This is a genomic window from Marinomonas sp. ABL3_031 (assembly GCF_056161265.1).
Window position 1 is genome coordinate 1 of record NZ_JBSWYU010000013.1, and the last position, 25,342, is coordinate 25,342.

Genomic DNA, 25,342 nt, shown 5'->3' on the forward strand with positions numbered 1-25,342 from the left:
GCAGAAACTAAAAGGCCTGAGTCCGATAGAGTATCGGAATCAGGCCTTGAAAGCCGCTTAGAACAGAGTCCAACTTTATGGGGTCAGTTCACATTAGACGCTCGAAATTAAACAGGAAAAGGCCGCTATGGCCTTTTTTTATGACATAAAATAAACAAGAATAAGTTGCATTAATTACGAGTATAGTTTGCAACCAATAGGACTTGAGACTTTTTTTCGTTAGTATACTTGCAAAATTTTACCCACTATCCACGGGTAGAATAGCAATGGCGGCGAAAAGTCATCTTAGATTCAATGGGCATAACGCCTGAAATGTTAGGGGAACTACATGTCAAAACAAACCATTTACTACACCTTGACCGATGAAGCACCAGCGTTGGCGACATCTTCTTTATTGCCAATCTTCAGTACTTTTGCAAAAGAGGCCGATATCGAGCTTGAGCTGACCGATATCTCCCTTGCTGGTCGTGTTATCTCAGCTTTTTCTGATGTGTTACCTGCTGACAAGCAAGCGGAAGATGGCCTTAAGTTTCTAGGGGAACTTACCCTTTCTCCAGAAGCCAACATCGTAAAATTGCCTAACATCAGTGCTTCTTTGCCTCAGCTCAATGCAGCAATCAAAGAGTTGAACGAACAAGGTTATAACCTTCCTGACTACCCAGAAAATCCAACCACAGACGCGGAAAAAGACGCGCAAGCGCGTTATGCCAAAGTACTGGGCAGTGCGGTAAACCCTGTATTACGTCAAGGTAACTCAGACCGTCGTGCCCCGGCTGCGGTAAAAAGCTTTGCTCGTAAATACCCTCACTCTATGGGTAAGTGGAAAAAAACCTCTACTTCACACGCTGACTACATGCGTGGCGGTGACTTCTTCTCTTCTGAGCAGTCTGTCACAATGGAAAAAGACCAGACCGTACGTATTGAATTTGTTGCTAAAGACGGTTCCGTTGAAGTAAAAAAATCTCTGCCTTTGATTGCTGGCGAAGTATTAGACAGCATGAACATGAGCAGCAAGAAATTACGCGCTTTCTTTGAAGACACACTACAAGATGCAAAAGACAATGACATCATGTGGTCTCTTCACGTAAAAGCCACCATGATGAAAGTGTCTCACCCAATCGTTTTCGGTCACGCGGTAACGGTTTTCTACAAAGACGTATTTGAAAAATACGGTGAGCTTTTCAAAGAAATCGGCGTGAATCCAAACAACGGCTTAGGCAGTGTTTACGATAAAATCAAAACACTTCCAGAAGCTCAGCAAGAAGAAATCAAACAAGCCATTCAAGACGTTTACAACACTCGTCCAGAATTGGCCATGGTAGATTCAGACAAAGGCATTACTAACCTACACGTACCAAGTGACGTAATCGTTGACGCCTCCATGCCGGCAATGATACGTAACTCAGGCAAAATGTGGGGCCGTGACGGTAAAGCACACGATGCCAAAGCCGTTATGCCAGAAAGTACTTACGCTCGCATTTACCAAGAAGTCATCAACTTCTGTAAAACCAATGGTGCATTCGACCCTGCTACTATGGGCACCGTACCAAACGTTGGTTTGATGGCTCAAAAAGCGGAAGAATACGGTTCTCACGACAAGACTTTCGAAATGGCTGCTGACGGCACCATGCGTATTGTGGATGAGCAAGGCAATGTGTTGATGCAACACGAAGTCGAAAAAGGCGATATCTGGCGCGCATGTCAAACCAAAGATGCACCGATTCGTGACTGGGTGAAATTGGGTGTAACGCGTGCTCGTCAATCGAACACACCAGCCGTATTTTGGTTGGAAGAAGAACGTGCTCACGATGCACAACTGCGTAAGAAAGTTGAGAAATACCTACAAGAACACGATCTTGAAGGTCTAGACATTCGCATCATGCCTTACAACGAAGCGATTCGATTCTCTATGGAACGCATCATTCGTGGCCTAGACACGATTTCCGTTTCCGGTAACGTGCTACGTGACTACCTAACTGACTTATTCCCAATCATGGAGCTAGGTACCTCTGCGAAAATGCTGTCTATCGTGCCTATGCTAAACGGCGGTGGCATGTACGAAACTGGTGCTGGCGGTTCGGCACCGAAACACGTTCAGCAACTTCTAGAAGAAAACCACCTTCGTTGGGACTCTCTAGGCGAATTCCTAGCGGTCGCCGTGTCTTTCGAAGAGCTTGGCATTAAGCAAAACAACGAGAAAGCAAAAGTTTTGGCAAGTTGCCTAGATAAAGCGACAGGCAAACTCTTGGATACCAACAAGTCACCTTCTCGTAAAACGGGCGAAATCGACAACCGTGGTAGCCACTTCTACTTAGCTATGTACTGGGCACAAGAATTGGCCGCACAATCTGACGATGCCGCTTTGGCTGCGAAATTCGCACCATTGGCGAAGCAACTCACTGACAACGAAGCGAAAATTGTGGCTGAGTTAACAGAAGTTCAAGGCAAAGCAGCGAACTTGGCGGGTTACTACCACATGAACTTGGAAGAAGTGGCTAAAATCATGCGCCCTAGCGCAACCTTCAACCAAGCCTTAGCGTCTCTATAAGCGATTTAGTAAACCACTAAATCAACTCCAAGCCCAGATAGCGAATCAAAACGTCTATCTGGGCTTTTTTATATCAAAGCCTTCTTCTTATCCCTGTATTACCCTGTCTGTTTTGCCTATAATAGCCGCTCCCTGAAAACCATGTTCGAGGCGTTATCTCAATGGAATTAACTAGCTTAAACGCGATTTCCCCTATCGACGGTCGTTACGGATCGAAAACCAACGTACTGCGTCGCTCTGTGAGCGAGTTCGGTTTACTACGTATGCGTGTCATCGTTGAAGTTCGCTGGCTACAAGCTCTTGCTAACCACCCACAAATTACTGAAGTTCCAGCCCTTAGCGAACAAGCCAATAGCTTGTTGAACCAACTGGCAGACAACTTCAGTGAAGCTGATGCTCAAGCCATCAAAGACATTGAGAAAACCACCAACCATGATGTTAAAGCGGTTGAGTATTTCATTAAGAACAAAATGGCGGATAACGCAGAACTGGCCGCTATCTCTGAGTTCGTTCACTTTGCTTGTACTTCAGAGGACATCAACAACTTATCTCACGCTCTGATGTTGCGTGAAGCACTGGCGGAAGGCATTACACCAGAGCTGAAAAAGGTCATCACGGCGATTGAAAATTTGGCCATTGAACACGCGGCACAACCTATGTTGTCTCGTACCCATGGACAAACCGCTTCCCCATCGACTGTTGGTAAAGAAATGGCCAACGTGGCAGCACGCCTACAACGCCAGCTAAAACAAATCGAACAAGTGGAATTTCTAGGCAAAATTAACGGTGCAGTCGGTAACTATAACGCTCACTTATCTGCCTACCCTGATGTCGATTGGCAAGCCCATGCCGAAGCATTTGTGACTTCGCTTGGTCTGACTTGGAATCCCTACACTACACAAATCGAACCACACGATTATATTGCAGAACTGTACGATGCCATCAGTCGTTTCAATACCATCTTGATCGACTTTGACCGGGATGTGTGGGGCTACATTTCTATGGGCTTCTTTAAGCAAAAAACCATTGCGGGTGAGATTGGTTCTTCTACCATGCCTCACAAGGTTAACCCAATCGATTTCGAAAACTCCGAAGGTAACTTGGGCATCGCCAACGCCATCATGAATCATCTAAGTGCCAAGCTGCCTATTTCTCGTTGGCAGCGCGACCTAACCGATTCCACAGTGTTGCGTAATCTTGGTGTGGGTTTAGCACACAGTTTAATCGCCTACCAAGCCACCCTAAAAGGCATCAGCAAATTGGAAATCAATGCCGTACGCTTAGAAGAAGATTTGAACGCAGCTTGGGAAGTATTGGCTGAACCCATTCAAACAGTGATGCGTCGCTATGGTATCGAGTCGCCTTATGAAAAACTCAAAGAGCTAACTCGTGGTCGTACTATTGATCAAGCAACGATTGAAGCTTTTGTCGATAACTTGGAACTACCAGAGCAAGCTAAGCAAGAGCTTAAAGCTTTAACGCCAAGCAGCTACATAGGTAATGCAGTGGCACAAGCAAACGCCATTAAAGGCTAAAACTGTAAACAATACGGATAAAAAAGAGCCGATTTATCGGCTCTTTTTTATCCACTCAACTTATTTCATTTTCTTTTTTATTGAGCACACTATGTTTGATATCCACACCCCTCTTTCCATTCTTGGCGGTATGACAGCAGACACTTTCCTAAACGAATATTGGCAGAAGAAACCTCTATTGATTCGAGCAGGATTAACGGACTTTGAAGTGCCATTGGATGCCAATGAATTGGCTGGCATAGCAATGGAAGAAGAAGTGGAATCTCGTATTGTGATAGAAAAAGGCAATACTCCTTGGCAATTGTTACAAGGGCCATTCAGTGAAGACACCTACGCGAATCTTCCCGCACAAGAATGGACGCTATTAGTACAAGCAGTGGACCATTGGATGCCGGAAGTTCAAGCCTTAAAAGAGCGTTTCCAATTCTTACCCAGCTGGCGACTAGACGATGTCATGATCAGCTATGCCACCACAGGCGGCAGCGTTGGGCCTCATTATGATCAATACGATGTGTTTCTAGTACAGGTTGCTGGCAAGCGCCGCTGGCAAGTATTAGCGCCGGAAGATTATCAAGACTCCGCCATTGCTGGAATCGATCTACATATATTGGACAATTTTAATGCTAAATCGGACATGGATTGGACTTTAGAAGAAGGCGACATTCTGTATTTACCGCCCAACTATGCCCACAATGGTCGTGCGGTAAACGACGATTGTATGACCTATTCTATTGGTTTCAGAGCACCAAGCTTACAAGCTGCCTTGACCGGTGTGCGTGACAAACTCTGTGAGCAGATCAATGAAAAACAGCGCTTTGCCGCTCCTGAAACGGAAAAAAGAGAACACAACGCCGAAATTCATGCTGACGACATTGCTTACTTGCAAAAGCAATTGAGTCAAATGCTGGAACAGCCTGACTTGTTAGCAGAGTGGCTGGGGCAAACCATGAGTGAAAGCAAATACCCTGAATACCTATCACCTCTCAATAAAGCTGAAGTGAATCATGCTTTCCAACAGGCCATTCGGGGCCATACTTTTATCCGCCCCGGGGATGCGCGTATTTGTTATTACCAGCAACACATTAACCCGGAGCAAATTACAGTATTCTGTAACGGAGAATACATTGTCGTCGAGAAAGAATTAATAAGCTTTGTGCAAGCCATTTGCGATCAAAGCGAATTTGACTTTTCTGGTTTAGACTTAAACTTACACTCCGACCTAACGCCGCTGATGCGTTTTTTCATTAGCCAGCAAGGTCTCATAGAAGTGACCGCCAATGAAACGGATGAGGACACAGAATGAATGTCTTAACGTCAGATTGGAATAGCAGTAGAGATCAGCTTAAATTCGTACGCACGCAAGTCTTTATCATAGAGCAAGGCATAGAAGCCCAAGATGAATGGGACACGGAAGATGAAAACGCGGTACACTTTTTGTCCTTTGGCACCACAGCCGTCCCCACTGGTACTTGTCGGTTAACAGAACAAGGGCAAATCGGTCGCCTGGCCGTTTTACCAGCCTATCGTCATCAAGGCTATGGTGAAAAACTCCTGCGCAAAGCCGTACAGGTGGCCAGAGAGATGGGGCACAGTGAGGTTTTCCTCAACGCCCAAGTAGACGTACAAAGCTTTTATGAAAAACAAGGTTTTCGCAGTGACGGTAAAGTCTTTCTTGAAGCCGGAAAGCTTCATGTACGAATGACGCGGGAGATTTAATGGCCAGCCATTGTTAAAATCTAGACACAAAAAAGCGAGCCTAGGCTCGCTTTTTTATTGCACTAACAGTCTTCTTAAACAATAGCGATCAATTCAACATCGAACTGAAGAACAGAATGAGGCTTAATCATAGCGCCAGCACCTTGCTCACCGTAGGCCAATTCAGCAGGAATGGTTAGACGGTATTTCGCGCCTTCTTTCATCAACTGCAGACCTTCTGTCCAACCGGCAATTACACCCGTTAGTGGGAACTCAATCGGCTCACCACGAGCAATTGAACTATCAAAAACTTGACCATCTGTTAAACGACCTTCGTAATGCACTCTTACTGTCGCGTCTGCACCCGGCATCTCACCTTTGCCTTCTTCTAGCACTTCATACTGCAAGCCAGAATCCGTCACTTGTACTCCATCTTTTGCCTTGTTTTCGGTAAGGAAAGCCTCACCAGCTTGGATGTTTTCAGCAGACGCTGCGCGACTTTTTTCTTCCATTTTTTGTTGCAGTTCAGCAAATGCCGCTTCCAACTCAGCACCAGGAACACGCATTTCAGCATTGTTCAACGCGTCTTCAATCGCAGCAAACAAATGAGTTAAAGACAACTCACCTAGATCACTACCGCGTAGCTGGTCACCAATTTGACGACCAATACCATATGCTATTTTTGCTTCATTTGAGTCGAACGACAGTTCTGACATAAATACACTCTCTATTTCAATTGCTTCAAAAATTCAGGCGCCATAATAACATAGCTAATAGATATGGGACATGTCGCAAACCAGAAAGGACACTGGTTAATTTTTATAATAGAAAAGATAGATTTTTTAAATGACATTGATTATCATTAACAAAATATTCACTCGATGCAAAAGGAAATCGTCATGAAGACAGGTGCTTTTGTTCCAGCCACCCAACCTAACAAATCAGACAAAAAAACCGCTGACTACTTGAGCATGCTCTTTATCAGCTTTGTGTTCATTGCCTCGATGAGCTGTTTTCTGTTTGCTAATCACGCCAATTAAACCTCGGCATCCAATACACGAAACGAAACTTTGCTTATCACTTCTCCATTAATTGATGCAGATCAGCACAGAAAAAGCGGACTGGACTAAGCTTAAAGCCTCTAAATAAGAAAAAGGATGTGGAGGCGCAGTTATGTTACCCAAACTCAATACCCTGCTTTATGCCTGTGATTTAGAAACTCAAACACAGTCCGCCATCGAACTGGTGTTCAGCCTAGCCCTGACGCATCAGGCTAAAATCATTTTTATGCATGTCATGGAGCCCTTGAATCCGCAAGCTGCCACCATGATACATAACTATATCAGTGATGAGGTATTGGAAAGCATGCGAAAAGAAGCGAAAGAGCAAGTCCAAGACCGTTTGGAAGATGCTCTACAAGGTTTTATTACGCAGCATCAAGATTCTGTAAAACAGCTGACGTATGCTCCTGAATCCCTCATTGTGAGTGGTTCACCCGCTGATTCCATTCAACAAATTGCCAAACAGCAACAAGCCGACCTCATCATTATGAACAGTCGAACACACAGTACCCTTGGTCAAATGCTATTAGGCTCCACCGCCAACAAGGTTATTCACTCAAGCGACATTCCTGTATTGGTTGTGCCCATCAAATAAATCAACTCTGGTGTTAATAAAAACACTTGGTTACACTTACTGTATATATAAACAGTAAGTGTGACCATGATTCTTTATATTGCCGAAAAACCCAGCTTAGCTCGCGCCATTGCAGCCGCCTTTCCTAGCCCTCAAAAAAAACAAGAAGGCTGTATCTGGTTAGCCAATGGCGATTGCATTAGCTGGTGTATCGGTCATTTGCTTGAACAAGCCGAACCTCATGTATACAACCCTGAGTTTAAATCTTGGCAATTGAATCACTTACCTATTATTCCTGTCGACTGGCAATGGCAAGAGAAAAGCAACACCAAAAAGCAGCTAAGCATTCTGAAAAAACTCATTAGACAAGCAGATCAATTGGTCCACGCGGGCGATCCAGACCGTGAAGGGCAATTATTGGTTGATGAAGTACTGCATTACTGCAAAGTGCCAGCGCACAAGCTACAAAGTACGCAACGCTTGCTGATCAGTGATCTTACGCCAAATGCGGTGAAAAAAGCACTCCAGCACCAGCGCGCCAATGGTGAGTTTTCGGCTTTGTCTCGCTCCGCATTAGCACGTGCCAGAGCCGATTGGCTATTTGGTCTTAACCTGACACGCGCTTATACCATTCGCGGTCGTCAGGCAGGTTATCAAGGGGTGTTATCCATAGGTCGAGTGCAAACACCAGTATTGGGGTTGGTTGCCAATCGTGACAAAGAAAGAGAAAACTTCATCCCCAAAGACTTTTACCAAGTATGGGCGCAACTAATTACACCAGAACAACAAGCTTTCCGTGCCAAATGGTTACCCAGTGACGCTTGTCGCCCATACATGGATGAAGAAGGCAGAGTATTAAATCGCGCCTTGGCAGAAAATGTGGCGACTCGCATTAGCAACCAACCCGCCATTGTCGATTCTGCAGATTACAAACAAAAGAAACAAGCAGCGCCATTGCCTTATAATTTATCCGCACTGCAAATTGACGCAGCAAAAATATATGGCATGTCAGCACAGCAGGTCTTAGACCTTTGTCAGACATTGTACGAAAGACATCAAATCATCACCTACCCAAGGTCTGATTGTCGATATCTGCCGAGCTCGCAGCACCAAGAAGCCAACAACATTATTCAAGCACTTTCTAGCGTCTCAGATGAATTAGCCAAAGGAGCCGCTGGTGCCAATTCAGCATTAAAAAGTAAAGCCTGGAATGATAAAAAGGTCACTGCTCACCATGCCATTATCCCAACCTCACAAGCTCACAAAGCCAGTACACTTAGTAAGGCTGAGGGACACATTTTCGGCTTGATTGCTCGTCAATATTTAATGCAGTTTTACCCTGAATACCAATACTTAGCGAGCCATATTCGTGTGCAAATTGCTGGAGGCATGTTCGAAGCCAAAGGCAGTACTCCTATTGCGGAGGGATGGCGCACGTTATTACCATGCAAAAAGAAAACAGATCAAGATGAAGAGCAAGATCAACTACCAAACTTGGCTAAGGGTGACGAACTTTGGTGCCAACAAGGCACTATTATTGATAAAGTCACCACACCGCCCGCCGCCTTTACCGACGCGACACTATTGGCTGCTATGACGGGCATCAATCGATTTGTCGCCAACAAAGACATTAAAGCCATTCTCAAAGACACGGATGGTCTCGGTACGGAAGCAACCAGAGCAGGCATTATAGAACTCTTATTCAAGCGCGGCTTTTTACAACGCCAAGGCAAGCAAATCCATGCCAGCGTGACAGGTCGAGCCTTTGCTGACGCCCTGCCTGAACAATTGATTACCCCTGACATGACGGCGAAATGGGAAGCAAAACTGAATGCCATGAGTGTAGGTGAGGCCAAATATCAGGACTTTATGACAGCGCTGACTGGCAATTTGTCTGAGCTGTTGACTCTGTCACAACAATTATCCAGCCAAGCACTGCAAAACCTACCTGCACCGAAAAAAAGCCCGTTTAAAAAACGCACTTACAAAACAAATTCAGGGAAGAGAAAAAGCGCCACAGGAGGGACAAAGGCCACATACTATAAAGGCAATAAAAACACCTCTAAAAGTCGCGCTAAGAGTTAGCTCATGGCCAACCAAACTCCTACTCCCATCATCAAACTGCCAGCAATACGATTCATGATTTGTACATTACCACTTTGCATGAGTAGGGATTTCAAGGTGCGCCCACCAGTAGCATAGATCAACAAGCAGCTAAACTCTAAGGTGAGAATAATACTGATAAGAATAACCAGTTGATGAGCTAGAGGTTGATTAGCGACTAAAAACGGCGGTAACAAGGCAACAAAAAACGCCCAGCCTTTTGGATTCGCAATGGCTGTGATATAGCCCTGAGAAATCAGCTCTTTACGCGATGCAGGGGCTCCAATATCTTCACTCTTGATCGCCATTTTGCCTTTGGATAGCCACATTTGAATGCCAATAAAGGCCAAGTAGGCACCACCAAGATATTTAAAAATGGTAAACACATCCGGGTAATTCAATAACAAGGCGGCCACACCAATTGCAGACAACACAGCAACGGTTCCCACGCCCACTAACTCACCCAGCATCATCCATAAAGCCCGTTTAACACCAACTGTCATGCCTAACGTCATGGCCAATGTCATGCACATACCTGGCGTAATAGAAACAAAGAAAAAAGTAGGAATAAAAGCCGACAAGAGAGCAAAATTCACAAAAACATCCTTTTAACAATTCATAAGGAAATATAATCGATTAGAACAAAATAAAAAGAAACCTTTAAAAGCGTTTTTTCTCCTGAAAAGTCGAACTTTCAATGAATTTATTCCATTCATCATCCAGTTCTTCTTCTTTTTCACTTTCCATACTTTTGATTAATTCTTCTTCCGCTTGCTGTAATTCAAGGTCTTGTTGAATTTCTTGTAGTAAATCCGTGTATTTTTGAATAATAGTCTGAGCTTCAATATCGTCCTGTATAGGATTTAATTGATTTATTGCTTCTTTGTAGAGGTCCATTGCACTTTCCATTTGACCACTCAAAAAAGCCCTTCTGGCTAAGTAAGCATGATAATCAGCGTTTACTTTATAATGATAGAAATCCATTAACTTACGATATCTGTGCACCACATCGGAATGGATTATTTTATCTTTTTGCGCCTGAATGAGAAAAGACTTGAAGGACTCAAACAAACGTTTAACTTCAATAATCTTCAGCTCATCGTTCATTGGTAACGCGCGACGTTTTTGCTTACTTTCTTGAAATTCCGTTAACTCTTCCGCAAGATGATTTCGACGTCGTTTTAAACTGGCGTCTGGCTGTAAAGAGATGAGTTGATCGTATATCGCCAACATTCTAGTAAATAACCAGATGCGCATGTCTTTGGATTGATATTGTGGCGGCATTTCATCAAGGTAACGACGTACTTGTCTTAACTGATTGTTTAACGACGCTACTTTGCGCAACTTCTCTAATCGCGCTTGCTCTTTTAATTGCAGCACAATAGCAAAAGTAATAAAGCCGCCAATTACTAACAACAGCACGGTAATGGTAACTGTACTCATATCAAACGTCGTTTGCTTAGTTAAATTTATATCAACCCTGACTAATTCTAGACGCAGGTTAACCAATTAAATAATTCTAATCGTTATTTTCACTCTTTTTTTTATCAAGTAACTCTTCTTCGACATCCAATATCATGTTCTGCAGTCGTGACGACTCTTTGCGTGCCAAACCAATAGCCCTGTGTCTATCCATAACAGACAGGGCCAAACGATATTTTTCCAGCGCTCGGCTACGCCTTTCATTTTCCAAATCTTGTTTGGCCTGACACACCAAAAAGTCTCGATATGCCAGTGAATGAGTGAAGCGCATCAAACCAATATGATGACGAACCATTACTCGGCCCATGCTATTCGATTCCAACAAGTTGCGTAATTCTTTCAGAATATACTGCAAGGCACCTTGCGTCTGATCAAACTCCACCTGGCTGCTTACTCTGCGTTTTTCCGAAACGTTTTTACCGGCTGCAATTTCTGAGTACAACTTGGTTAAGTTGTATTGTTGATAGGTAAATTCTGTATTTATTCCCGCCTGTTTCAACTGCTGGATTACAGACAATAAATACTCAATCAAAAACAGCTTGGTTTCTTTTAAAAAGTATCGCTCTGTTAACATGCTAAAAGCATGTAACAATTTTTCTCCGCGAGTTGATAATCGCTCCAACATGCGCTTTTTAAGTTCATTTTGCTTGTGCTTCCATTGGACAAAAAATACCACAGTACACAAGGCGATCATACTAAGAATGACGGATGCTACCAACAGACTTCTTCCCTTACCAAACACATTCCAAGAAAATTCAAAAATAAACTAAAATAAAACAATGCTTTATATACCACAGATACGGGTATTAAAACAGAAAAAGACCAGATTACTGGTCTTTACACTGCTATGTTAAAACAAACTTTTACCGCTTTCTTTTAAAACAAAATTACCAACAGCCTATAAGAATATTTCTCAACTAACCCAAATACTCCTCAAAGCCATTGATGAAAGCTCGAATAAGCTTGCTCTTATCTTCATTCAGCATTTGTGACGGAAAAACCCAATAACATGTAAAACAACAAGCCCGCTAGAATCGCTGACGCTGGTACTGTAATGACCCAGGCGGCGGCGATTTTCAACAAGGCTGAACGTTTAACAAGCTCCTTTTTCGTCGCTTTCTTCAGACCTTTACGCTCAGAAGAAGAAATTGGAGACATCGCTTTAGAAGCTTTCAGCTCTCTTAAAATCGCACGCTTTTCAGTCACATCCGCAGCATTAAAGCGTTCTACAAAAGCTTGTGTTTGTTCTGCATCATGGCCAGCGTCTTGCGAATGTTCGGTGATAGCAGAAAGTTTTTTATTATAAGACAGTTTTAAGTACTCACGCAAAAAACCCACACCGAAAATACCACCTACTGCAATATGTGTAGAACTCACAGGCAAACCAAGCTGTGAGGCAATAATGACAGTGATGGCTGCGGCCATTGCCACACAAAAGGCGCGCATTTTATCCAATTCTGTTATTTCAGAGCCAACAGTACGAATCAATTTAGGCCCAAACAATGCCAAACCAACTGCAATACCAACACCACCAATCAACATAACCCACAAAGGAATGGCCGCTTTACCAGAAACCGCTCCCGAAATAAGTGCATCGTTGATTGCCGCTAAAGGCCCAATTGCGTTTGCGACATCATTAGCGCCATGAGCAAAACTGAGCAATGCAGCGGAAACAATCAAAGGAATGGTAAATAAGCTGTTTACCGCATCCTTATTGTTTTTTAGACTTGCCGCCGCTTTATCCACCATTGGGCGAACTACGAAATAGACAGTTAGAGCAATGGCAAAGCCAATTAAACCCGCCGAAACGATATCCAGTTTCCAGATCTTTTTCAGACCTTTCAAAATCAAATAGGTCGAGAAAGCCCACACCATGATACCAACCAAAAGGGGTACCGCTTTCTTAGCCGCTTCGATCATGTCACTCTTGTAAGTCACAGTGCGCTTAATGTAGATAAGAAAAGTCGCTGCGATGACGCCCCCCAAAACAGGTGAGATCACCCAACTCGCCACGATGGCTATCATTTTGTCCCAATTGGCGATATCCCAACCACCAGCAGCAATACCAGCACCAAGTACACCACCAACAATAGAGTGCGTAGTGGAAACTGGCGCGCCTAGGTAAGTCGCCAAGTTCAACCAAATAGCACCGGCTAAGAGCGCGGCCATCATCACCCAAATGAAAGTTTCTGCATCGGCAATGGCGTTTGGATTAATAATACCTTTTTTGATAGTACCTACCACGGTACCACCGGCAATTAATGCCCCTGCTGCTTCAAATATCGCTGCAATTAAGATTGCACCTGTCATGGATAACGCCTTAGACCCTACCGCAGGACCTACATTGTTTGCCACATCATTGGCACCAATATTCACAGCCATGTAAGCACCGATCGCAGCAGCGATCGCCAGAATAGATAGATTAGAAGCTGCTACACCGTTCACAGAAGCGTAAAAACCACAACCTAGAATGAAAGCTAAAGCAACTAACACTCGAATAAAATCATTACCAACTAACGAATTGGATTCTTTCTTGGAATTGTATGTCAGATCCATAAGGCTCTACTTTGTAAAATTAATCTCTACCAAATTTTTGCTGTTATTTGGTGCTAAATCATTCAGTCACATTTCTGTAAGATTTAAAATGCGGCGCCATTCTACACTGGGACTTTTTAGATAAAAACCCTCTCCGTTAGAGAAAGTGGCGGCCAACATAATCAGCTGAAAAAAAAGCGCCCCGCAAGGCGCTTAAATTCAATACAATAGAATTTTATGACATTTTTATTACAAGCAATATTTTTGCAAAACTGTCATTAACACTCAATGACGTTGACAGCCAAACCTCCACGAGACGTTTCTTTGTATTTGTCATTCATATCACGTCCAGTATCTCTCATGGTGCGGATTACTTTATCCAAGGAGACATAATGAGAACCATCACCACGCAGTGCCATGGTGGCGGAATTGATGGCCTTCATTGACGCCATGGCATTGCGTTCAATACAAGGCACTTGAACCAACCCCCCAATCGGGTCACAAGTTAATCCCAAATTATGTTCCATTCCGATTTCCGCAGCATTTTCTATTTGTTCTGGCGTGCCACCTGTTGCTGCCGCCAATCCCGCTGCCGCCATGGCGCAAGCAGAGCCCACTTCCCCTTGGCAGCCTACTTCAGCACCTGAAATAGAGGCGTTTTCTTTGAACAACAAACCAATCGCAGCAGCAGTCAACATAAAGTCAATGACACCTTCTTCATTGGAACGTGGACAAAATTCCCAGTAGTAATGCAACACAGCAGGAATGATACCAGCAGCACCATTGGTGGGTGCTGTCACCACACGACCACCGGCTGCGTTTTCTTCATTCACAGCCAAAGCATAAAGGTTTACCCAATCCATGGCGCCAAGAGAAGGCGTAATCATGTCCATACGGGTTTTATTAAGTAAATCACGATGTAAACTGGCAGCTCGACGTTTTACCTTAAGACCTCCGGGTAAAATCCCCTCATTCTGAATACCCTGCTTAACGCATTCCTTCATCACGGACCAAATGTCTAGAATACCCTGTCGAATATCCGCCTCACTACGCCAAACTTGTTCGTTGGCCATCATGATCTCAGCAATGCTTTTGTTGTGCTTACGACACAATTCAAGCAGGGTATGAGCGTCGTGAAAGTCATAAGGTAACTCAGTTGTGTCCTCCACTAACTGCACATTACCTTGATCGTCTTCTTCAACAATAAAACCACCACCAACGGAATAATAGGTCGCCTTGTGTAAGCTTTTCTCATTTGCATCAAAGGCCTCTAATATCATGCCGTTAGCATGAAAATCCAATCGATCAACACGGTGATATATCAAATCCTCATTGACCAGCATGGTAATAGGATGCATTCCAAGCAACGCCATTTTTTGTTCGGCTTCGATTCGTTCTACTCGTTCAGTAACGCTATGTGTGTCAATACTTTCAGGGAGTTCTCCAGCCAACCCCATGAGTACAGCAACACCGGTGCCATGCCCTTTTCCTGTGGCGCCAAGAGAACCATATAAATCAATTTTTAAGCGCATCACATGTGACATAACAGCTTGTTTTTGCAGACGATATGCAAATTGATTGGCTGCCACCATAGGTCCAACGGTGTGTGAGCTAGAAGGACCTATGCCCACTTTAAAAAGGTCAAATAAACTGATTGCCATACATAAGCCTAGTAGAAAGACATCACTCAAAATTAACTTAGTGAAAATTATCACTTATGAAAGATAGTTTCCAATAGGAAACAAGAAAAGAATTCGATGAAAGGCAATAAAGTGGCGCAAACAGTCCTTTTGACATAAAAAAGCCCAGATACCAATGGCATCACTCAAGTTCTCTATTGGATAGAACATCACCTTGCGCAAACGCTAGACACCCAAAAATTGGCCAAAATGGCTTGTATGAGTCGCAGTCGTTTTTATCAGTGTTTTAAACAACAGCTTGGTTGTACACCACTTGAATATCAACACCAAAGACGTATGAGCCGGGCCTATCTGCTACTTCAACAACATCATTCTGTGACGCAAGTGAGTTATGATTTAGGCTATCAAAGTTTGAGTCAGTTCAGCCGCCGCTTCCATCAGCATTTCGGTATGCCACCGCGACAAGTGGCACAAGCCAAACTCAATTAAGACAAACACGCGGATCAAGAGTGAAATGCGGCTCCAAACTGAGTTCGGCAATAAACAAACACACTACATAAACTCACTAAGCCAACACTAAGCGCCAAGAAAGGTATGAACTGACCGAGTTGATAAAAAGACGCCATGATGACTGGCCCTAAAGCGGCTCCGAGCCCCTGCATTGAAGCATTCACACTGGCCAAGCGACTTTGTTGGTCGTCTTTCACCAACAGGGTTTGCGCTGTGATAATACCGGGAAAGAGAAAACCAAAACCAGCGCCAAATAAAGCCATGGCGACGAATACACCGAGTAACGATTGCCAGAACAAAAACACACATTGCGACAACAAACCAATCGCTACGCCAGAGAAAATCAAAGTCACCACGCCCAACCGAAAGCGTGGAACCAATATTATTTGAACAAAAATATTAAAACACGACATAACCATCATTAAAAAACCAAGTTGATGGGTCGTCTGCACCACGTCTAACTGAAACCTATCTTGAATCAAAAAGCCCATAATTTGTTGTATGCCAGTCACCGACAATAGCGCCAAAGTGGACATGCATAAAAATGGCATAACTGGTTGGGTGAGCCAGTTAATACGAGCAGGCTTTTCAAATTGACGTACATGTGTTCCATCTTTCACATACAAGGCGACCAGCAAAGATGAAGATCCAGCCAAAATAGCAATGATGTAAAAAGGCACAGTCAAACCTAGATTACTGAGTAATGATGCGAAAGCTGGTCCTAGAATCATACCTATGCCAAATGATGCACCTATCAAAGCAATAGTAGCACTACGATGTTTTATATCTGTGTGGGCAATCAAATAGGTTTGAATGGAAGGCAATATACCGGCAATTCCCAGTGAAAAAATAATACGTAAACTAAATACCATCAAATAGGTTTGCTGTGCAGAAAGATGTCCTTGCAAAGCATTTTGCAAAACAAACCCAGTAGCACTTATCGTCAAAGCGTAACTGCCCATACCAAAAATAACGGAACGGACGCGACCAATCCGGTTGATGATTCCCCCCCAAAAAAGCGCAGCCACAACAAATGTCGCCGCACCTGCGGTAATGAGTGTACTAATTCGCACATCCGACAAACCGATTTCACGGCCAATCGGCGGCAAAGAGGTGAACACAAAAGATTGCCCTATCCCAACAATGACAAGACACGTTAATAATAACCATCGGGAGATCGCTTCATATCGAGAAGAATACGCATCGGAATGTATCACAGAATGTCCTTTTCTATCATTAACTTAGATTACACAGACTTGCATCCAGGCAAGCAATGAAAATACGGCCCGATATTATTACTTAATCTGAGCAACTCGACCCCAAAATAAAACGCTACTAAACAAAATTCACAATTCTTAAACTTTTGAACCGGCAACAAGAGACACAACTTATCCATAAAGCAAGCTAAAATAGCGTCACACCAGCTAAAGCTAACAGAGATATAACGTTGAATTCTAACCTACCCGCACTCTTTCAAAATAAAAACTTTCGTCATTATTGGATAGCACAAATCGCTTCTTCCTTTGCTTTTCAAATGCTCAGTGTGGGCATTGGTTGGCAGATGTACGACCTTACGGACAGTCCTCTCGCGCTGGGCTTAGTTGGCTTATATCAATTTTTGCCACAGCTATTACTCACCCTGGTAGTCGGTCACGTGGCAGACCGCTATAACCGTCGATTAATTTGCGTATGTACTCGCTTAATCATGGCATTTACGGTTGGCGTCATGGCTTATGGCAACCTGACCAACAGTATCTCAGCCAACATGATTTACGGCTGCGCCATATTGTTAGGAACCGCCAGAGCGTTTGAACTACCAGCCAATCAAGCCATCTTACCCAACTTAGTGCCTAGCGACTTACTCTCTCGAGCGGTAAGCGCCATGGCCTCCGCTCGTGAAATTTCAGTTATTGCAGGCCCAGCCTTGGGTGGCGTGATTTATCTACTTGGCCCAACCACCTTATTCGCTACCAGCATGAGCTGTTTTTTACTCTCTTGCCTAATACTGTTGTTTTTACACTATAACTTCGTGGTAAAGCACAAAACACCAATCGATTTAGAACATTTATTTGGTGGATTACGCTTCATCAAAGGCAATAAAGTCATTTTAGGTTCCGTGTCTTTAGACATGTTTGCCGTGTTACTCGGTGGTGCAACAGCGCTGTTACCTATAGTTGCCAAAGACATTCTTCAAACCGGCCCTTGGGGACTAGGTTTATTGCGTTGTTCCCCTGCGATTGGCGCTTTACTTATGTCTATTTATTTGGCTCGCCGCCCCTTACAACACAGCGTTGGTAAAATTATGTTTGCCGCGGTCGCTGTGTTTGGTGTGGCGACGATTATGTTTGGCCTATCCAGCCATCTCTTTTTGTCTATGTTGGCATTAGTTTTGTTGGGCGCTTCCGATATGATCAGCGTGGTGATTCGTTCCACTCTAGTGCAACTGGAAACACCGGATGAAATGCGTGGTCGAGTCAGTGCCGCCAACTCCATCTTTATCGGCAGTTCAAATCAGCTAGGGGAATTCGAATCTGGTGTAACAGCCGCCTGGTTTGGAGTGGTGCCAGCCATTATTATTGGTGGCGTTGGCACCTTAGCGGTAGTCGGTATATGGATGTACTTATTCCCTGTTTTGTTACACAGAAATCGCTTAGAAAGCGATCCTGAAAACAAAACCCATTAGATTCTCAGAGTATGTTACTTGCTCTCTAGCGCGCATCTACAAAGTGCCTTAGTGCTGTCTCTGCTTTGTTAATAATGACCATGAACAATGTAAGTAACACTAAGGCATAAAAGAGTAAACTGATACTCAAAACGGTTAAACCAAACAACTCACCTAATAAGCCACTGAGAAAAGGTAAGCTCATCGCACCGCTCACTGCCGCACTCATCTGAAAACCAATGGCATGAGCGGCAAATGCTTTACCTACTCTTTGTGCGGTTTGCGAAATCATGCAAGGAAAAATAGGCGCAGCGCAGAAGCCCATTAACATGAGGCCTAAGTAACTATAATAAGCATGATATGGCAGGCTAAAACTAAAGGTACCTAACACCATACCAATCAAACACAAGGCTATTAAACGGTCTACCGCAAAACGAGCCACCAAAAAACCAAAAATGGCTCGACCAAAGGCCAACGCTCCCCAAAAAATTGCAACCCAAATGCCTGCGGTGCTGATGGCAATGCCTCGGGAATCCGTCATAACGGTAAATGCCCATTGACCTACTGCCACTTCTAGACCGGTGTAAACGAGAAAAAAGACAATTTGTAGTCGCACCAGAGGATGTCGCAATGCCTGCCACTGGCTCACGTTTGCTGGCACGGCCTGCGTTACTTCTGTCTTGATTGCATCCGGTTGCGACCCCGTTGATTGAGAGGCATTACGCCAAAGATGACGACTCAGCACAAAAATCATCGTCATAAAGAGCAAGATAGTAGCGATAAGCCCATAGGCTAAACGCCAATTTTGCGAAAAATGTACCAAAACACTGGTAACGATAATAGGGCCAGCGGTCGCGCCAATACCAAAGGCGGCATGTAACCAGTTCATATGTTGTGTGGAGAAATATTCCGCTGCGTAGGCATTTAAGCCAGCATCAATGGCACCAGAACCAAGACCAATGACGACGGCAAACAACATGAAGGTGACAAAATTAAGACTTAGACAAAAGCCGAATAAACCGATACTAACCAACAAACTGCTTAGAATAAGCAACCAACCAACCCCGAAACGGGCCAACAAGTTACCAACAGAAAAACTGGACACTAAATAGCCTACACCACCACTGGCAATAACCAGTCCCAGCCAACCAGTTGGCACATGGTAGTCTGCGCGCACAAAGGGCCAATTTATACCATGGGCCGCATCCGGTAACCCCAAACTGATAAAACCTAAATAAGCCACCAGTAAAACCATACCAGAAGTTCGCATGACCACATCCTTTTCATCAATGGCGGATGTTCAACAATACAAATATGAAAGGGAGAGTCTAGCCTATTTATAACAGATGAATATCTTTATCTTTACTTAAACCACTTACGCTTTTCTTTTTCGATGGGTCTCCACTTCCAGCTCGGCGCTTCACCTTTCACATAACAAACAATCAATAACATTGTGGTACTTATCGCTACCCAAGCAAACCATTCTAGTAAAGCTTGTTTAGGATCAATCAATACAGAGATGAAAAAAGTCACCGCAAGATAAGCAATCAACACACTCCAGCCTTGCCATGTATTGGGTTTGCCCCAACCAAAACCGTTTTCTTTTGCTGGAAACCAGTATTTTTTATCCGACATTACTTTTTCTACTCACGAATTTTAACCATTGGATAGTAACAATCTGTTTATTCTGACATAAAAAAAGAGCCTACATGAGACTCTTTTTTGAATGGTCTACAAACAGAGATCCATTATTGAGCAAGAAACTCTCCACGGGTTTTATCACTTCGCTTAAACAAACCACCCAGGGCGGTGGTTTGTGTCGATGAGCTGGAATCCATAACACCGCGCGCTTTCACACAATAATGCACCGCACTTATGCTGACAGCAACATTATCGGTTTCTAACAATGACTGTAATGTCACCAAAATCTGTTGGGTTAAGCGTTCTTGAACTTGTGGACGCTGCGCAAAAAATCGCACGATACGATTAATTTTCGACAAACCAATGATCTTATCTTTTGGCAGATAAGCGACCTTAGCCATTCCATCAATGGTGACAAAGTGATGCTCACAAGTGCTGGTGAAGCTGATGTCACTTACCTTAACCATCTCATCCACTTTCATTTTGTTATCGATGGCGGTGATCTTAGGAAACTGGGTGTAATCTAAGCCTGAAAATATCTCTTTAACGTACATTTTCGCTATGCGATGAGGCGTTTCGGCCAGACTGTCGTCAGTCAAATCCAAACCTAAGGTGCTGACCACATCTTCAAATGCTGTTTTAATACGTTGGTATTTCTCTTCCGTGGTCAGACCATTATCAATCATAGGCGTTTCTAACCCACTTTTGATCAGTGCATCACGAACTTGCTTAGCCTCCTCAGAAAGAAAGGCATGATTAACCATCGAGTTTTCCACTATGTTAGCTTTCATATCTTTGTCCTACGTTACTGTCTCCCGCCTATGACAAGGAGGCTTTGCTATAAGAAGTCCCCATTTGGTTATACCAAATGTCTGCCTCCATCCAGAGACAAGGTCCGACCTGTCAAGTAGCCGCTTTCTAATACATACTTAACAGCGAGTACGCCCTCCTGCTCTCCTGGCTCCTTTCGTAACAGTGACTTATTTAAGGCTTTCTGCCGATAGTCTTCGTCGTCACTGTGATTAAACATGAGTAATGAAGGGGCAATGGAATTCACCTTAACTTGAGGCGAATAACGTTTTGCAAAGGAGCAGGTTAAATTGGCTAACCCCGCTTTGCTAGCAGCGTACGCAATGTGCTTATCACTGCCTTTTTCTGCGACATAATCTGTCATGTGAATAATGTCAGCAATGCCATCTTCTTTAAAACCTGCACATAATAATGCTTCGAAGGCAAGATTAATACGGTATGGAGCAAATACATGCACTTGCCACATTTTTTCCATTAAAAGCGTCGTATCTGAGCAAGTGTCTTCCGCTTGCCATTCGGATGCGTTGTGTATGACACCACCTAGAGCTTGATATTCGTCTAAAATTCGATCAATAAAATCATCCACTCCCTCGGCACTTGAAAAGTCCGCTTGCATACAACGAATACCTAAGGATTCAATGTCTGCGATGTCTTCTCTCTGACGACGGTAGGTAATGATTACCTGGTAACCTTCTTGCTGTAGTGCTTTTGCACATGCCAACCCCAGGCGCTGACCCCCTCCTGTAATAATGATAGGCGATTTGCGCGTCATTAGTATTCTTTCCTTCAACCAACTTCAGTAAGAATGACAATATTTTTCACAACTAACAATAGCCTAGATGGCAAGTTCAAAGGCAATTTTTAACGAACTTGTTGATCAGCCGCTTGCGGCCGAAGCGATTGGTTAAGCCAATCAAACATCTTTTTTGTTATACGCATGTAAACCAATTTTAGATCATGTTACGTATACAAATTGTGAGTAAATTTTTGATATTTTTTGTATAAAAAATGAACTTAACAAACAAAATTCAATCTAAATTATGCGTTTTAGTCTTTAAACATGGTGTTACGAAAGCGGGTACGATGGGCTCAAGCTTTTGATGGGCATAAGTAAATTCTTATTCGTACCTTCCCTATGAAGAAAAGAAGGAATTGTGATGAATCAAACAGCAGAAATAACCGCCCCTCTGAAGACGACCGATATTCCCCAAGAAGCTTTTGACTGGTATGACGAATATGCCCACGGCGACATAGACAGACGTACATTTTTGTCGCGATTGGGTACGTTAGGAGTAACTGGCTTATCTTTATCCGTCATCGCGAAATCTCTAACCCCAAACTATGCACAAGCAGAACAAGTGTCTTTTAACGACCCAGACATTACAGCTTCTTATATCGACTTTGCAGCCCCAAATGGTCATGGCAAAGCCCGCGGCTATTTGGTCATTCCCAAAAACGTCAATGCAGAAAACCCTGCCCCTGCGGTGCTTGTCGCTCATGAAAACCGCGGTTTAAACCCTTACATTAAAGACGTCGCTAGACGTTTGGCAAAAGCTGGCTTTGTCGCGCTGGCTCCCGACGCTCTGTTTCCTCTAGGTGGTTACCCTGGCAATGATGACGAGGGACGTGCCATGCAAAGAACCCTGGACAGAGACAAAATCGAGGGAGACTTTATGGACGCCGCTCGAGTACTTAAAAACCACAAACTAACCACTGGAAAAGTCGGAATGGTAGGCTTTTGCTTTGGTGGCTACCTTACCAACACATTGGCGGCCTATATGCCGGATGTGATCAATGCAGGAGCGCCCTACTATGGAACCCCTGCAAAAGATAAAATTGATCAGATAAAAGCCCCTCTTCAAATACATTTTGCTGAAATGGACAAACGCGTAAACGATACATGGCCTGCTTATGAAGCAGCATTAAAGGCGAATAATGTGGATTACATGGCCTACACTTATGAAAAAACCAATCATGGTTTCCACAATGACTCCACTGCAAGATATGATGAAAAGAATGCAGAACTGGCCTGGCAACGTACCTTGGCCTTCTTTAATAAGAACTTAACATCCTAATCCCTTTATTCTTTTAGAGGACATTTATTAAAGGAGAGATGCGCGACTGTTTAAACAGTCGCGCGTTTCATTGCGTTTTGATTGGAGGTTTTTTGAATATTTGGGTAGTGAAAACTGAGTTGTTTAAGGCTCGGGACTTGTAACCACAAACTTTGACATAAATCCATAACACTGGAATCATCATTTTCTTGCAACCATTTCACCACAGCCTTAGCCACATTAGGATAATCTATCTGTACCACACGGCTGGTCTCCAACCATTCTTTGATACACTCGGTATTCAGGGTTTCTGTGGTCATACCTATGCCTAAATACTCTAATGCAATGGCATTGGAATGTTGTTCAATTTGACCTTGCATGGGCTTAGCCAAGATACGGCGGCCTAAGTGCAAGGCTTCAGAGTTCAACTCAAAACCGGCGTTGCAAAGTACAGATTCACATTCACTAAGGTTTTTTTGAAATTGGGTACGACTAAAAGGAAACACTTCCACATTGCCATACACACCTGGTTCTATGTCTTTGCAATGCAATCTAAATTGATAATCTGGAATGGCTTCTAACCAATCCAAAACCGCTTCACTGTTTTCAAATGGCAAATACACTAACACCTGATTGGATTGCGGTGTATTCTCCAGCTCAAGATGGTGAATAAGCGGCGGTAAAATGGCATGACCAAAATGATGCCAATGAGCTCCTAATTGTGTACCAGCGGGTGCGAAATTCGCCATGATCCATTGGGCCAGCGGATTTTTTTTGTAACGCGGAATATCATACTTAAACGCGTATTGATGACCAAACCCCAAACAAGGCACGCCTTGACGTTTAGCAGCCCAAGCAACGATAGGTTCATAATCCGTGATCACCAAATCATATCCACGCGTCTCTAACGCTTTAATGTCACGATACAAACGCAAAAAATTCGCCTGACGAAAGGTAGCATAGAGATCTAACTTACCATCCCGTGCTGCAAAACTTAATCCTTCAAAGGTTCGATATTCACCGAACAACTCCATATCAAAATAGTCATTTTTATCCCGACCAGAAAATACAAAATCCACCTCTATGCCAGCCGCTTTCATTTCCGTTGCCATGGCTCTGGCACGAGTAATATGACCATTGCCTGTGCCTTGCACACCATAAAGGATTTTCATACTAAGACTCCAATCATCAAGCCCGCGCACACACTTCCCAATAAGGCGCCTATTACCGTATCGGTTGGAAAATGCACGCCCAGAAATATTCTTGATAAACCCACATTCATAGCCCAAAAATACAACATCAAATTGAGTCCTGGAAACCACTCACTCAAACAATAGGCCATGAAAAAAGCACCAGAGGTGTGCCCAGAAGGGAAAGAGAACTGATCAGAAGGAATAATAAAACTGTTAAAATTATCCAATGCGTCAGCAGGCCTATTTCGTTTAAATCCACGTTTTAAAATCAGATACAAAACTCGCTCTAAAGCAAAACCTGCAGCGATAATAATGACCAAAGTATGGTAACCATTCAACCACAAGAACGCTGCTAACATGGCGTATAAAGGACCGTCTGCGGTAAAGGATACCGCTCTGCCCATATTGGTTAGTTTGGCTCTGTGTTTACGCGCCATACACCATGAGAAAGTTTGTACATCAAATGCATGAATATTCTGCAGTATGTTCATAAGGCCACCTCACTTTTTTCTTATCCTTCAACATAAACGAGAAAAATGTCAGTTGGGTGGCGATTTGGTGACAACTTGATGACAGGGTCATCAGCAGATAAGAATAAATAAAGGCCTGTATTTCAAAACAAAAATGCCCCGACGAACGGGGCATTTATCAATCTTTTTTGTATGATCTATTTCATATCATTCATTTGGTGGAACTTAGCAATCATAGCGTCTGGACGCACTTTCTTATTGCTGCTGTTTAAAGCATAAACAACGGTTTCACCTTGTGGGCCAGCACCGATTTCTGTGTAGCGTAATGGTACTTCACCCACGATACGAGCCGTGTTCATTTCTTCTAAAGAACCAAAAACAAAGATACGGCCTTCTACGCGCATTTCACCGTAAAAGTCTTCTGCACCAGCCAAGTCACCATCGTACATTTCGATTGAAGCAATACCAGAGGTTTTCTTTTTGTCTTCATTGGTCAAACCAAATACGATGGTTTCACCTTTAGGACCTTCACCGATTCGCACTTTTCTAAAAGACGTTTCCCCTACAGCAAGAAAATCTTCATAAACATCACGATCGTCAAAAATGTAAATACGACCTTCATGGTGTACTTCATACATATCATTGTTGTTCAAAGCGGACGCTTCTGCCATTTTCTCGTCAGAACCGGACTTCGTCATTTGACCGCCACAAGCAGTAAGAAGAGTCAATGTCATTAAGCTGGTTGCGATAGGAATAAGTTTCATTGTTGTGCTCCTAGGTTAAATTACCAACTAGCTTAAAATCAAAAAATGACATCTCCATGACAATA

Annotated in this window: 24 protein-coding genes; 10 read left to right on the forward strand and 14 right to left on the reverse strand. The window is 43.5% G+C overall.

The genetic code is table 11. The annotated features are described in order from the left end of the window. The first annotated feature begins 328 nt into the window (after nt 1–328). From ACXAH2_RS13790 to ACXAH2_RS13805, 4 genes are all read left to right on the forward strand, one after another. The gene (locus tag ACXAH2_RS13790) at nt 329–2,548 is read left to right on the forward strand and encodes an NADP-dependent isocitrate dehydrogenase (protein WP_475079269.1); all 2,220 of its coding nucleotides are present in this window, start codon (nt 329–331) and stop codon (nt 2,546–2,548) included. Nucleotides 2,549–2,709: 161 nt separating this feature from the next. Then, complete coding sequence (gene purB / locus ACXAH2_RS13795; protein WP_475079270.1) at nt 2,710–4,083, forward strand: adenylosuccinate lyase; 1,374 nt, start codon at nt 2,710–2,712, stop codon at nt 4,081–4,083. 91 nt (nt 4,084–4,174) lie between these two features. Next, nucleotides 4,175–5,386 (forward strand): JmjC domain-containing protein, encoded by a 1,212-nt coding sequence (locus ACXAH2_RS13800; protein ID WP_475079272.1) that lies wholly within the window; start codon nt 4,175–4,177, stop codon nt 5,384–5,386. Then, a complete protein-coding gene (locus tag ACXAH2_RS13805) occupies nt 5,383–5,799 on the forward strand; it encodes a GNAT family N-acetyltransferase (protein WP_475079274.1) in 417 nt (138 codons plus the stop codon). Before ACXAH2_RS13800 ends, ACXAH2_RS13805 begins: the two co-directional genes overlap by 4 nt. 74 nt (nt 5,800–5,873) lie before the next feature. Here ACXAH2_RS13805 and ACXAH2_RS13810 read toward each other — a convergent pair whose 3' ends face one another. After that, complete coding sequence (locus ACXAH2_RS13810) at nt 5,874–6,494, reverse strand: FKBP-type peptidyl-prolyl cis-trans isomerase (RefSeq protein WP_475079276.1); 621 nt, start codon at nt 6,492–6,494, stop codon at nt 5,874–5,876. 183 nt (nt 6,495–6,677) lie between these two features. Between ACXAH2_RS13810 and ACXAH2_RS13815 the strand changes: the two genes are divergently transcribed. From ACXAH2_RS13815 to ACXAH2_RS13825, 3 genes are all read left to right on the forward strand, one after another. Further along, on the forward strand, nt 6,678–6,818 hold the full coding sequence (locus ACXAH2_RS13815) for a hypothetical protein (RefSeq protein ID WP_475079278.1): 141 nt from the start codon (nt 6,678–6,680) through the stop codon (nt 6,816–6,818). Nucleotides 6,819–6,951: 133 nt separating this feature from the next. Continuing rightward, complete coding sequence (locus ACXAH2_RS13820; RefSeq protein WP_475079279.1) at nt 6,952–7,434, forward strand: universal stress protein; 483 nt, start codon at nt 6,952–6,954, stop codon at nt 7,432–7,434. 66 nt (nt 7,435–7,500) lie between these two features. Further along, nucleotides 7,501–9,498 (forward strand): DNA topoisomerase III, encoded by a 1,998-nt coding sequence (locus tag ACXAH2_RS13825; protein ID WP_475079281.1) that lies wholly within the window; start codon nt 7,501–7,503, stop codon nt 9,496–9,498. Here ACXAH2_RS13825 and ACXAH2_RS13830 read toward each other — a convergent pair. The 5 genes from ACXAH2_RS13830 to ACXAH2_RS13850 form a co-directional block, all read right to left on the reverse strand. After that, on the reverse strand, nt 9,495–10,112 hold the full coding sequence (locus ACXAH2_RS13830) for a LysE family translocator (protein WP_475079283.1): 618 nt from the start codon (nt 10,110–10,112) through the stop codon (nt 9,495–9,497). The genes ACXAH2_RS13825 and ACXAH2_RS13830 overlap by 4 nt on opposite strands. Before the next feature lie 64 nt (nt 10,113–10,176). Beyond that, on the reverse strand, nt 10,177–10,959 hold the full coding sequence (locus ACXAH2_RS13835; RefSeq protein WP_475079284.1) for a hypothetical protein: 783 nt from the start codon (nt 10,957–10,959) through the stop codon (nt 10,177–10,179). Nucleotides 10,960–11,035: 76 nt separating this feature from the next. Then, on the reverse strand, nt 11,036–11,716 hold the full coding sequence (locus ACXAH2_RS13840; RefSeq protein ID WP_475079286.1) for a hypothetical protein: 681 nt from the start codon (nt 11,714–11,716) through the stop codon (nt 11,036–11,038). Between the two features lie 257 nt (nt 11,717–11,973). Next, nucleotides 11,974–13,554, reverse strand: coding sequence for an inorganic phosphate transporter (locus ACXAH2_RS13845; RefSeq protein WP_475079288.1), 1,581 nt, complete (start codon nt 13,552–13,554; stop codon nt 11,974–11,976). A gap of 257 nt (nt 13,555–13,811) precedes the next feature. Then, nucleotides 13,812–15,194 (reverse strand): L-serine ammonia-lyase, encoded by a 1,383-nt coding sequence (locus ACXAH2_RS13850; protein WP_475079289.1) that lies wholly within the window; start codon nt 15,192–15,194, stop codon nt 13,812–13,814. A 219-nt stretch (nt 15,195–15,413) separates the two neighbouring features. Between ACXAH2_RS13850 and ACXAH2_RS13855 the strand changes: the two genes are divergently transcribed. Beyond that, entirely contained in the window at nt 15,414–15,662 is a 249-nt protein-coding gene (locus ACXAH2_RS13855; RefSeq protein WP_475079291.1) for a helix-turn-helix transcriptional regulator, read from the forward strand. 14 nt (nt 15,663–15,676) lie between these two features. On the opposite strand, the gene ACXAH2_RS13860 is transcribed toward ACXAH2_RS13855, so the two are convergent. Beyond that, complete coding sequence (locus ACXAH2_RS13860; protein ID WP_475079292.1) at nt 15,677–16,900, reverse strand: MFS transporter; 1,224 nt, start codon at nt 16,898–16,900, stop codon at nt 15,677–15,679. 230 nt (nt 16,901–17,130) lie between these two features. On the opposite strand from ACXAH2_RS13860, the gene ACXAH2_RS13865 reads away from it, so the two are divergent. Next, complete coding sequence (locus ACXAH2_RS13865) at nt 17,131–18,366, forward strand: MFS transporter (protein ID WP_475079294.1); 1,236 nt, start codon at nt 17,131–17,133, stop codon at nt 18,364–18,366. Nucleotides 18,367–18,391: 25 nt separating this feature from the next. On the opposite strand, the gene ACXAH2_RS13870 is transcribed toward ACXAH2_RS13865, so the two are convergent. The 4 genes from ACXAH2_RS13870 to folM form a co-directional block, all read right to left on the reverse strand. Then, a complete protein-coding gene (locus ACXAH2_RS13870) occupies nt 18,392–19,615 on the reverse strand; it encodes an MFS transporter (RefSeq protein ID WP_475079296.1) in 1,224 nt (407 codons plus the stop codon). A gap of 92 nt (nt 19,616–19,707) precedes the next feature. Next, on the reverse strand, nt 19,708–19,980 hold the full coding sequence (locus ACXAH2_RS13875) for a hypothetical protein (protein WP_475079298.1): 273 nt from the start codon (nt 19,978–19,980) through the stop codon (nt 19,708–19,710). Nucleotides 19,981–20,093: 113 nt separating this feature from the next. Then, nucleotides 20,094–20,777 carry a GTP cyclohydrolase I FolE gene (gene folE / locus ACXAH2_RS13880; protein WP_475079300.1) on the reverse strand — a complete coding sequence of 228 codons (684 nt, stop codon included), beginning with the start codon at nt 20,775–20,777 and terminating at the stop codon, nt 20,094–20,096. 68 nt (nt 20,778–20,845) lie between these two features. Beyond that, nucleotides 20,846–21,568: a dihydromonapterin reductase gene (gene folM, locus ACXAH2_RS13885; protein ID WP_475079301.1), complete on the reverse strand. Its 723-nt coding sequence runs from the start codon at nt 21,566–21,568 to the stop codon at nt 20,846–20,848. Between the two features lie 385 nt (nt 21,569–21,953). Here folM and ACXAH2_RS13890 point away from each other — a divergent pair, with 385 nt between their 5' ends. Next, nucleotides 21,954–22,871 (forward strand): dienelactone hydrolase family protein, encoded by a 918-nt coding sequence (locus ACXAH2_RS13890; protein ID WP_475079303.1) that lies wholly within the window; start codon nt 21,954–21,956, stop codon nt 22,869–22,871. A 50-nt stretch (nt 22,872–22,921) separates the two neighbouring features. On the opposite strand, the gene ACXAH2_RS13895 is transcribed toward ACXAH2_RS13890, so the two are convergent. The 3 genes from ACXAH2_RS13895 to ACXAH2_RS13905 all read right to left on the reverse strand — a co-directional run bounded on the left by ACXAH2_RS13895 (nt 22,922) and on the right by ACXAH2_RS13905 (nt 25,277). Further along, nucleotides 22,922–24,022, reverse strand: a complete 1,101-nt coding sequence (locus ACXAH2_RS13895) for an MJ1255/VC2487 family glycosyltransferase (protein ID WP_475079305.1) — start codon at nt 24,020–24,022, stop codon at nt 22,922–22,924. Beyond that, complete coding sequence (locus tag ACXAH2_RS13900) at nt 24,019–24,534, reverse strand: phosphatase PAP2 family protein (protein ID WP_475079307.1); 516 nt, start codon at nt 24,532–24,534, stop codon at nt 24,019–24,021. Before ACXAH2_RS13900 ends, ACXAH2_RS13895 begins: the two co-directional genes overlap by 4 nt. A 176-nt stretch (nt 24,535–24,710) precedes the next feature. Next, nucleotides 24,711–25,277 carry a hypothetical protein gene (locus ACXAH2_RS13905; RefSeq protein WP_475079309.1) on the reverse strand — a complete coding sequence of 189 codons (567 nt, stop codon included), beginning with the start codon at nt 25,275–25,277 and terminating at the stop codon, nt 24,711–24,713. Between the last annotated feature and the right edge of the window lie 65 nt (nt 25,278–25,342).

Coding starts and splice junctions, on each gene's coding strand:
- ACXAH2_RS13790 (WP_475079269.1), top strand. CDS start 329: ATGTCAAAACAAACCATTTACTACACCTTGACCGATGAAGCACCAGCG.
- purB (WP_475079270.1), top strand. CDS start 2,710: ATGGAATTAACTAGCTTAAACGCGATTTCCCCTATCGACGGTCGTTAC.
- ACXAH2_RS13800 (WP_475079272.1), top strand. CDS start 4,175: ATGTTTGATATCCACACCCCTCTTTCCATTCTTGGCGGTATGACAGCA.
- ACXAH2_RS13805 (WP_475079274.1), top strand. CDS start 5,383: ATGAATGTCTTAACGTCAGATTGGAATAGCAGTAGAGATCAGCTTAAA.
- ACXAH2_RS13810 (WP_475079276.1), bottom strand. CDS start 6,494: ATGTCAGAACTGTCGTTCGACTCAAATGAAGCAAAAATAGCATATGGT.
- ACXAH2_RS13815 (WP_475079278.1), top strand. CDS start 6,678: ATGAAGACAGGTGCTTTTGTTCCAGCCACCCAACCTAACAAATCAGAC.
- ACXAH2_RS13820 (WP_475079279.1), top strand. CDS start 6,952: ATGTTACCCAAACTCAATACCCTGCTTTATGCCTGTGATTTAGAAACT.
- ACXAH2_RS13825 (WP_475079281.1), top strand. CDS start 7,501: ATGATTCTTTATATTGCCGAAAAACCCAGCTTAGCTCGCGCCATTGCA.
- ACXAH2_RS13835 (WP_475079284.1), bottom strand. CDS start 10,959: ATGAGTACAGTTACCATTACCGTGCTGTTGTTAGTAATTGGCGGCTTT.
- ACXAH2_RS13845 (WP_475079288.1), bottom strand. CDS start 13,554: ATGGATCTGACATACAATTCCAAGAAAGAATCCAATTCGTTAGTTGGT.
- ACXAH2_RS13850 (WP_475079289.1), bottom strand. CDS start 15,194: ATGGCAATCAGTTTATTTGACCTTTTTAAAGTGGGCATAGGTCCTTCT.
- ACXAH2_RS13870 (WP_475079296.1), bottom strand. CDS start 19,615: ATGCGAACTTCTGGTATGGTTTTACTGGTGGCTTATTTAGGTTTTATC.
- ACXAH2_RS13875 (WP_475079298.1), bottom strand. CDS start 19,980: ATGTCGGATAAAAAATACTGGTTTCCAGCAAAAGAAAACGGTTTTGGT.
- folE (WP_475079300.1), bottom strand. CDS start 20,777: ATGAAAGCTAACATAGTGGAAAACTCGATGGTTAATCATGCCTTTCTT.
- folM (WP_475079301.1), bottom strand. CDS start 21,568: ATGACGCGCAAATCGCCTATCATTATTACAGGAGGGGGTCAGCGCCTG.
- ACXAH2_RS13890 (WP_475079303.1), top strand. CDS start 21,954: ATGAATCAAACAGCAGAAATAACCGCCCCTCTGAAGACGACCGATATT.
- ACXAH2_RS13895 (WP_475079305.1), bottom strand. CDS start 24,022: ATGAAAATCCTTTATGGTGTGCAAGGCACAGGCAATGGTCATATTACT.
- ACXAH2_RS13900 (WP_475079307.1), bottom strand. CDS start 24,534: ATGAACATACTGCAGAATATTCATGCATTTGATGTACAAACTTTCTCA.
- ACXAH2_RS13905 (WP_475079309.1), bottom strand. CDS start 25,277: ATGAAACTTATTCCTATCGCAACCAGCTTAATGACATTGACTCTTCTT.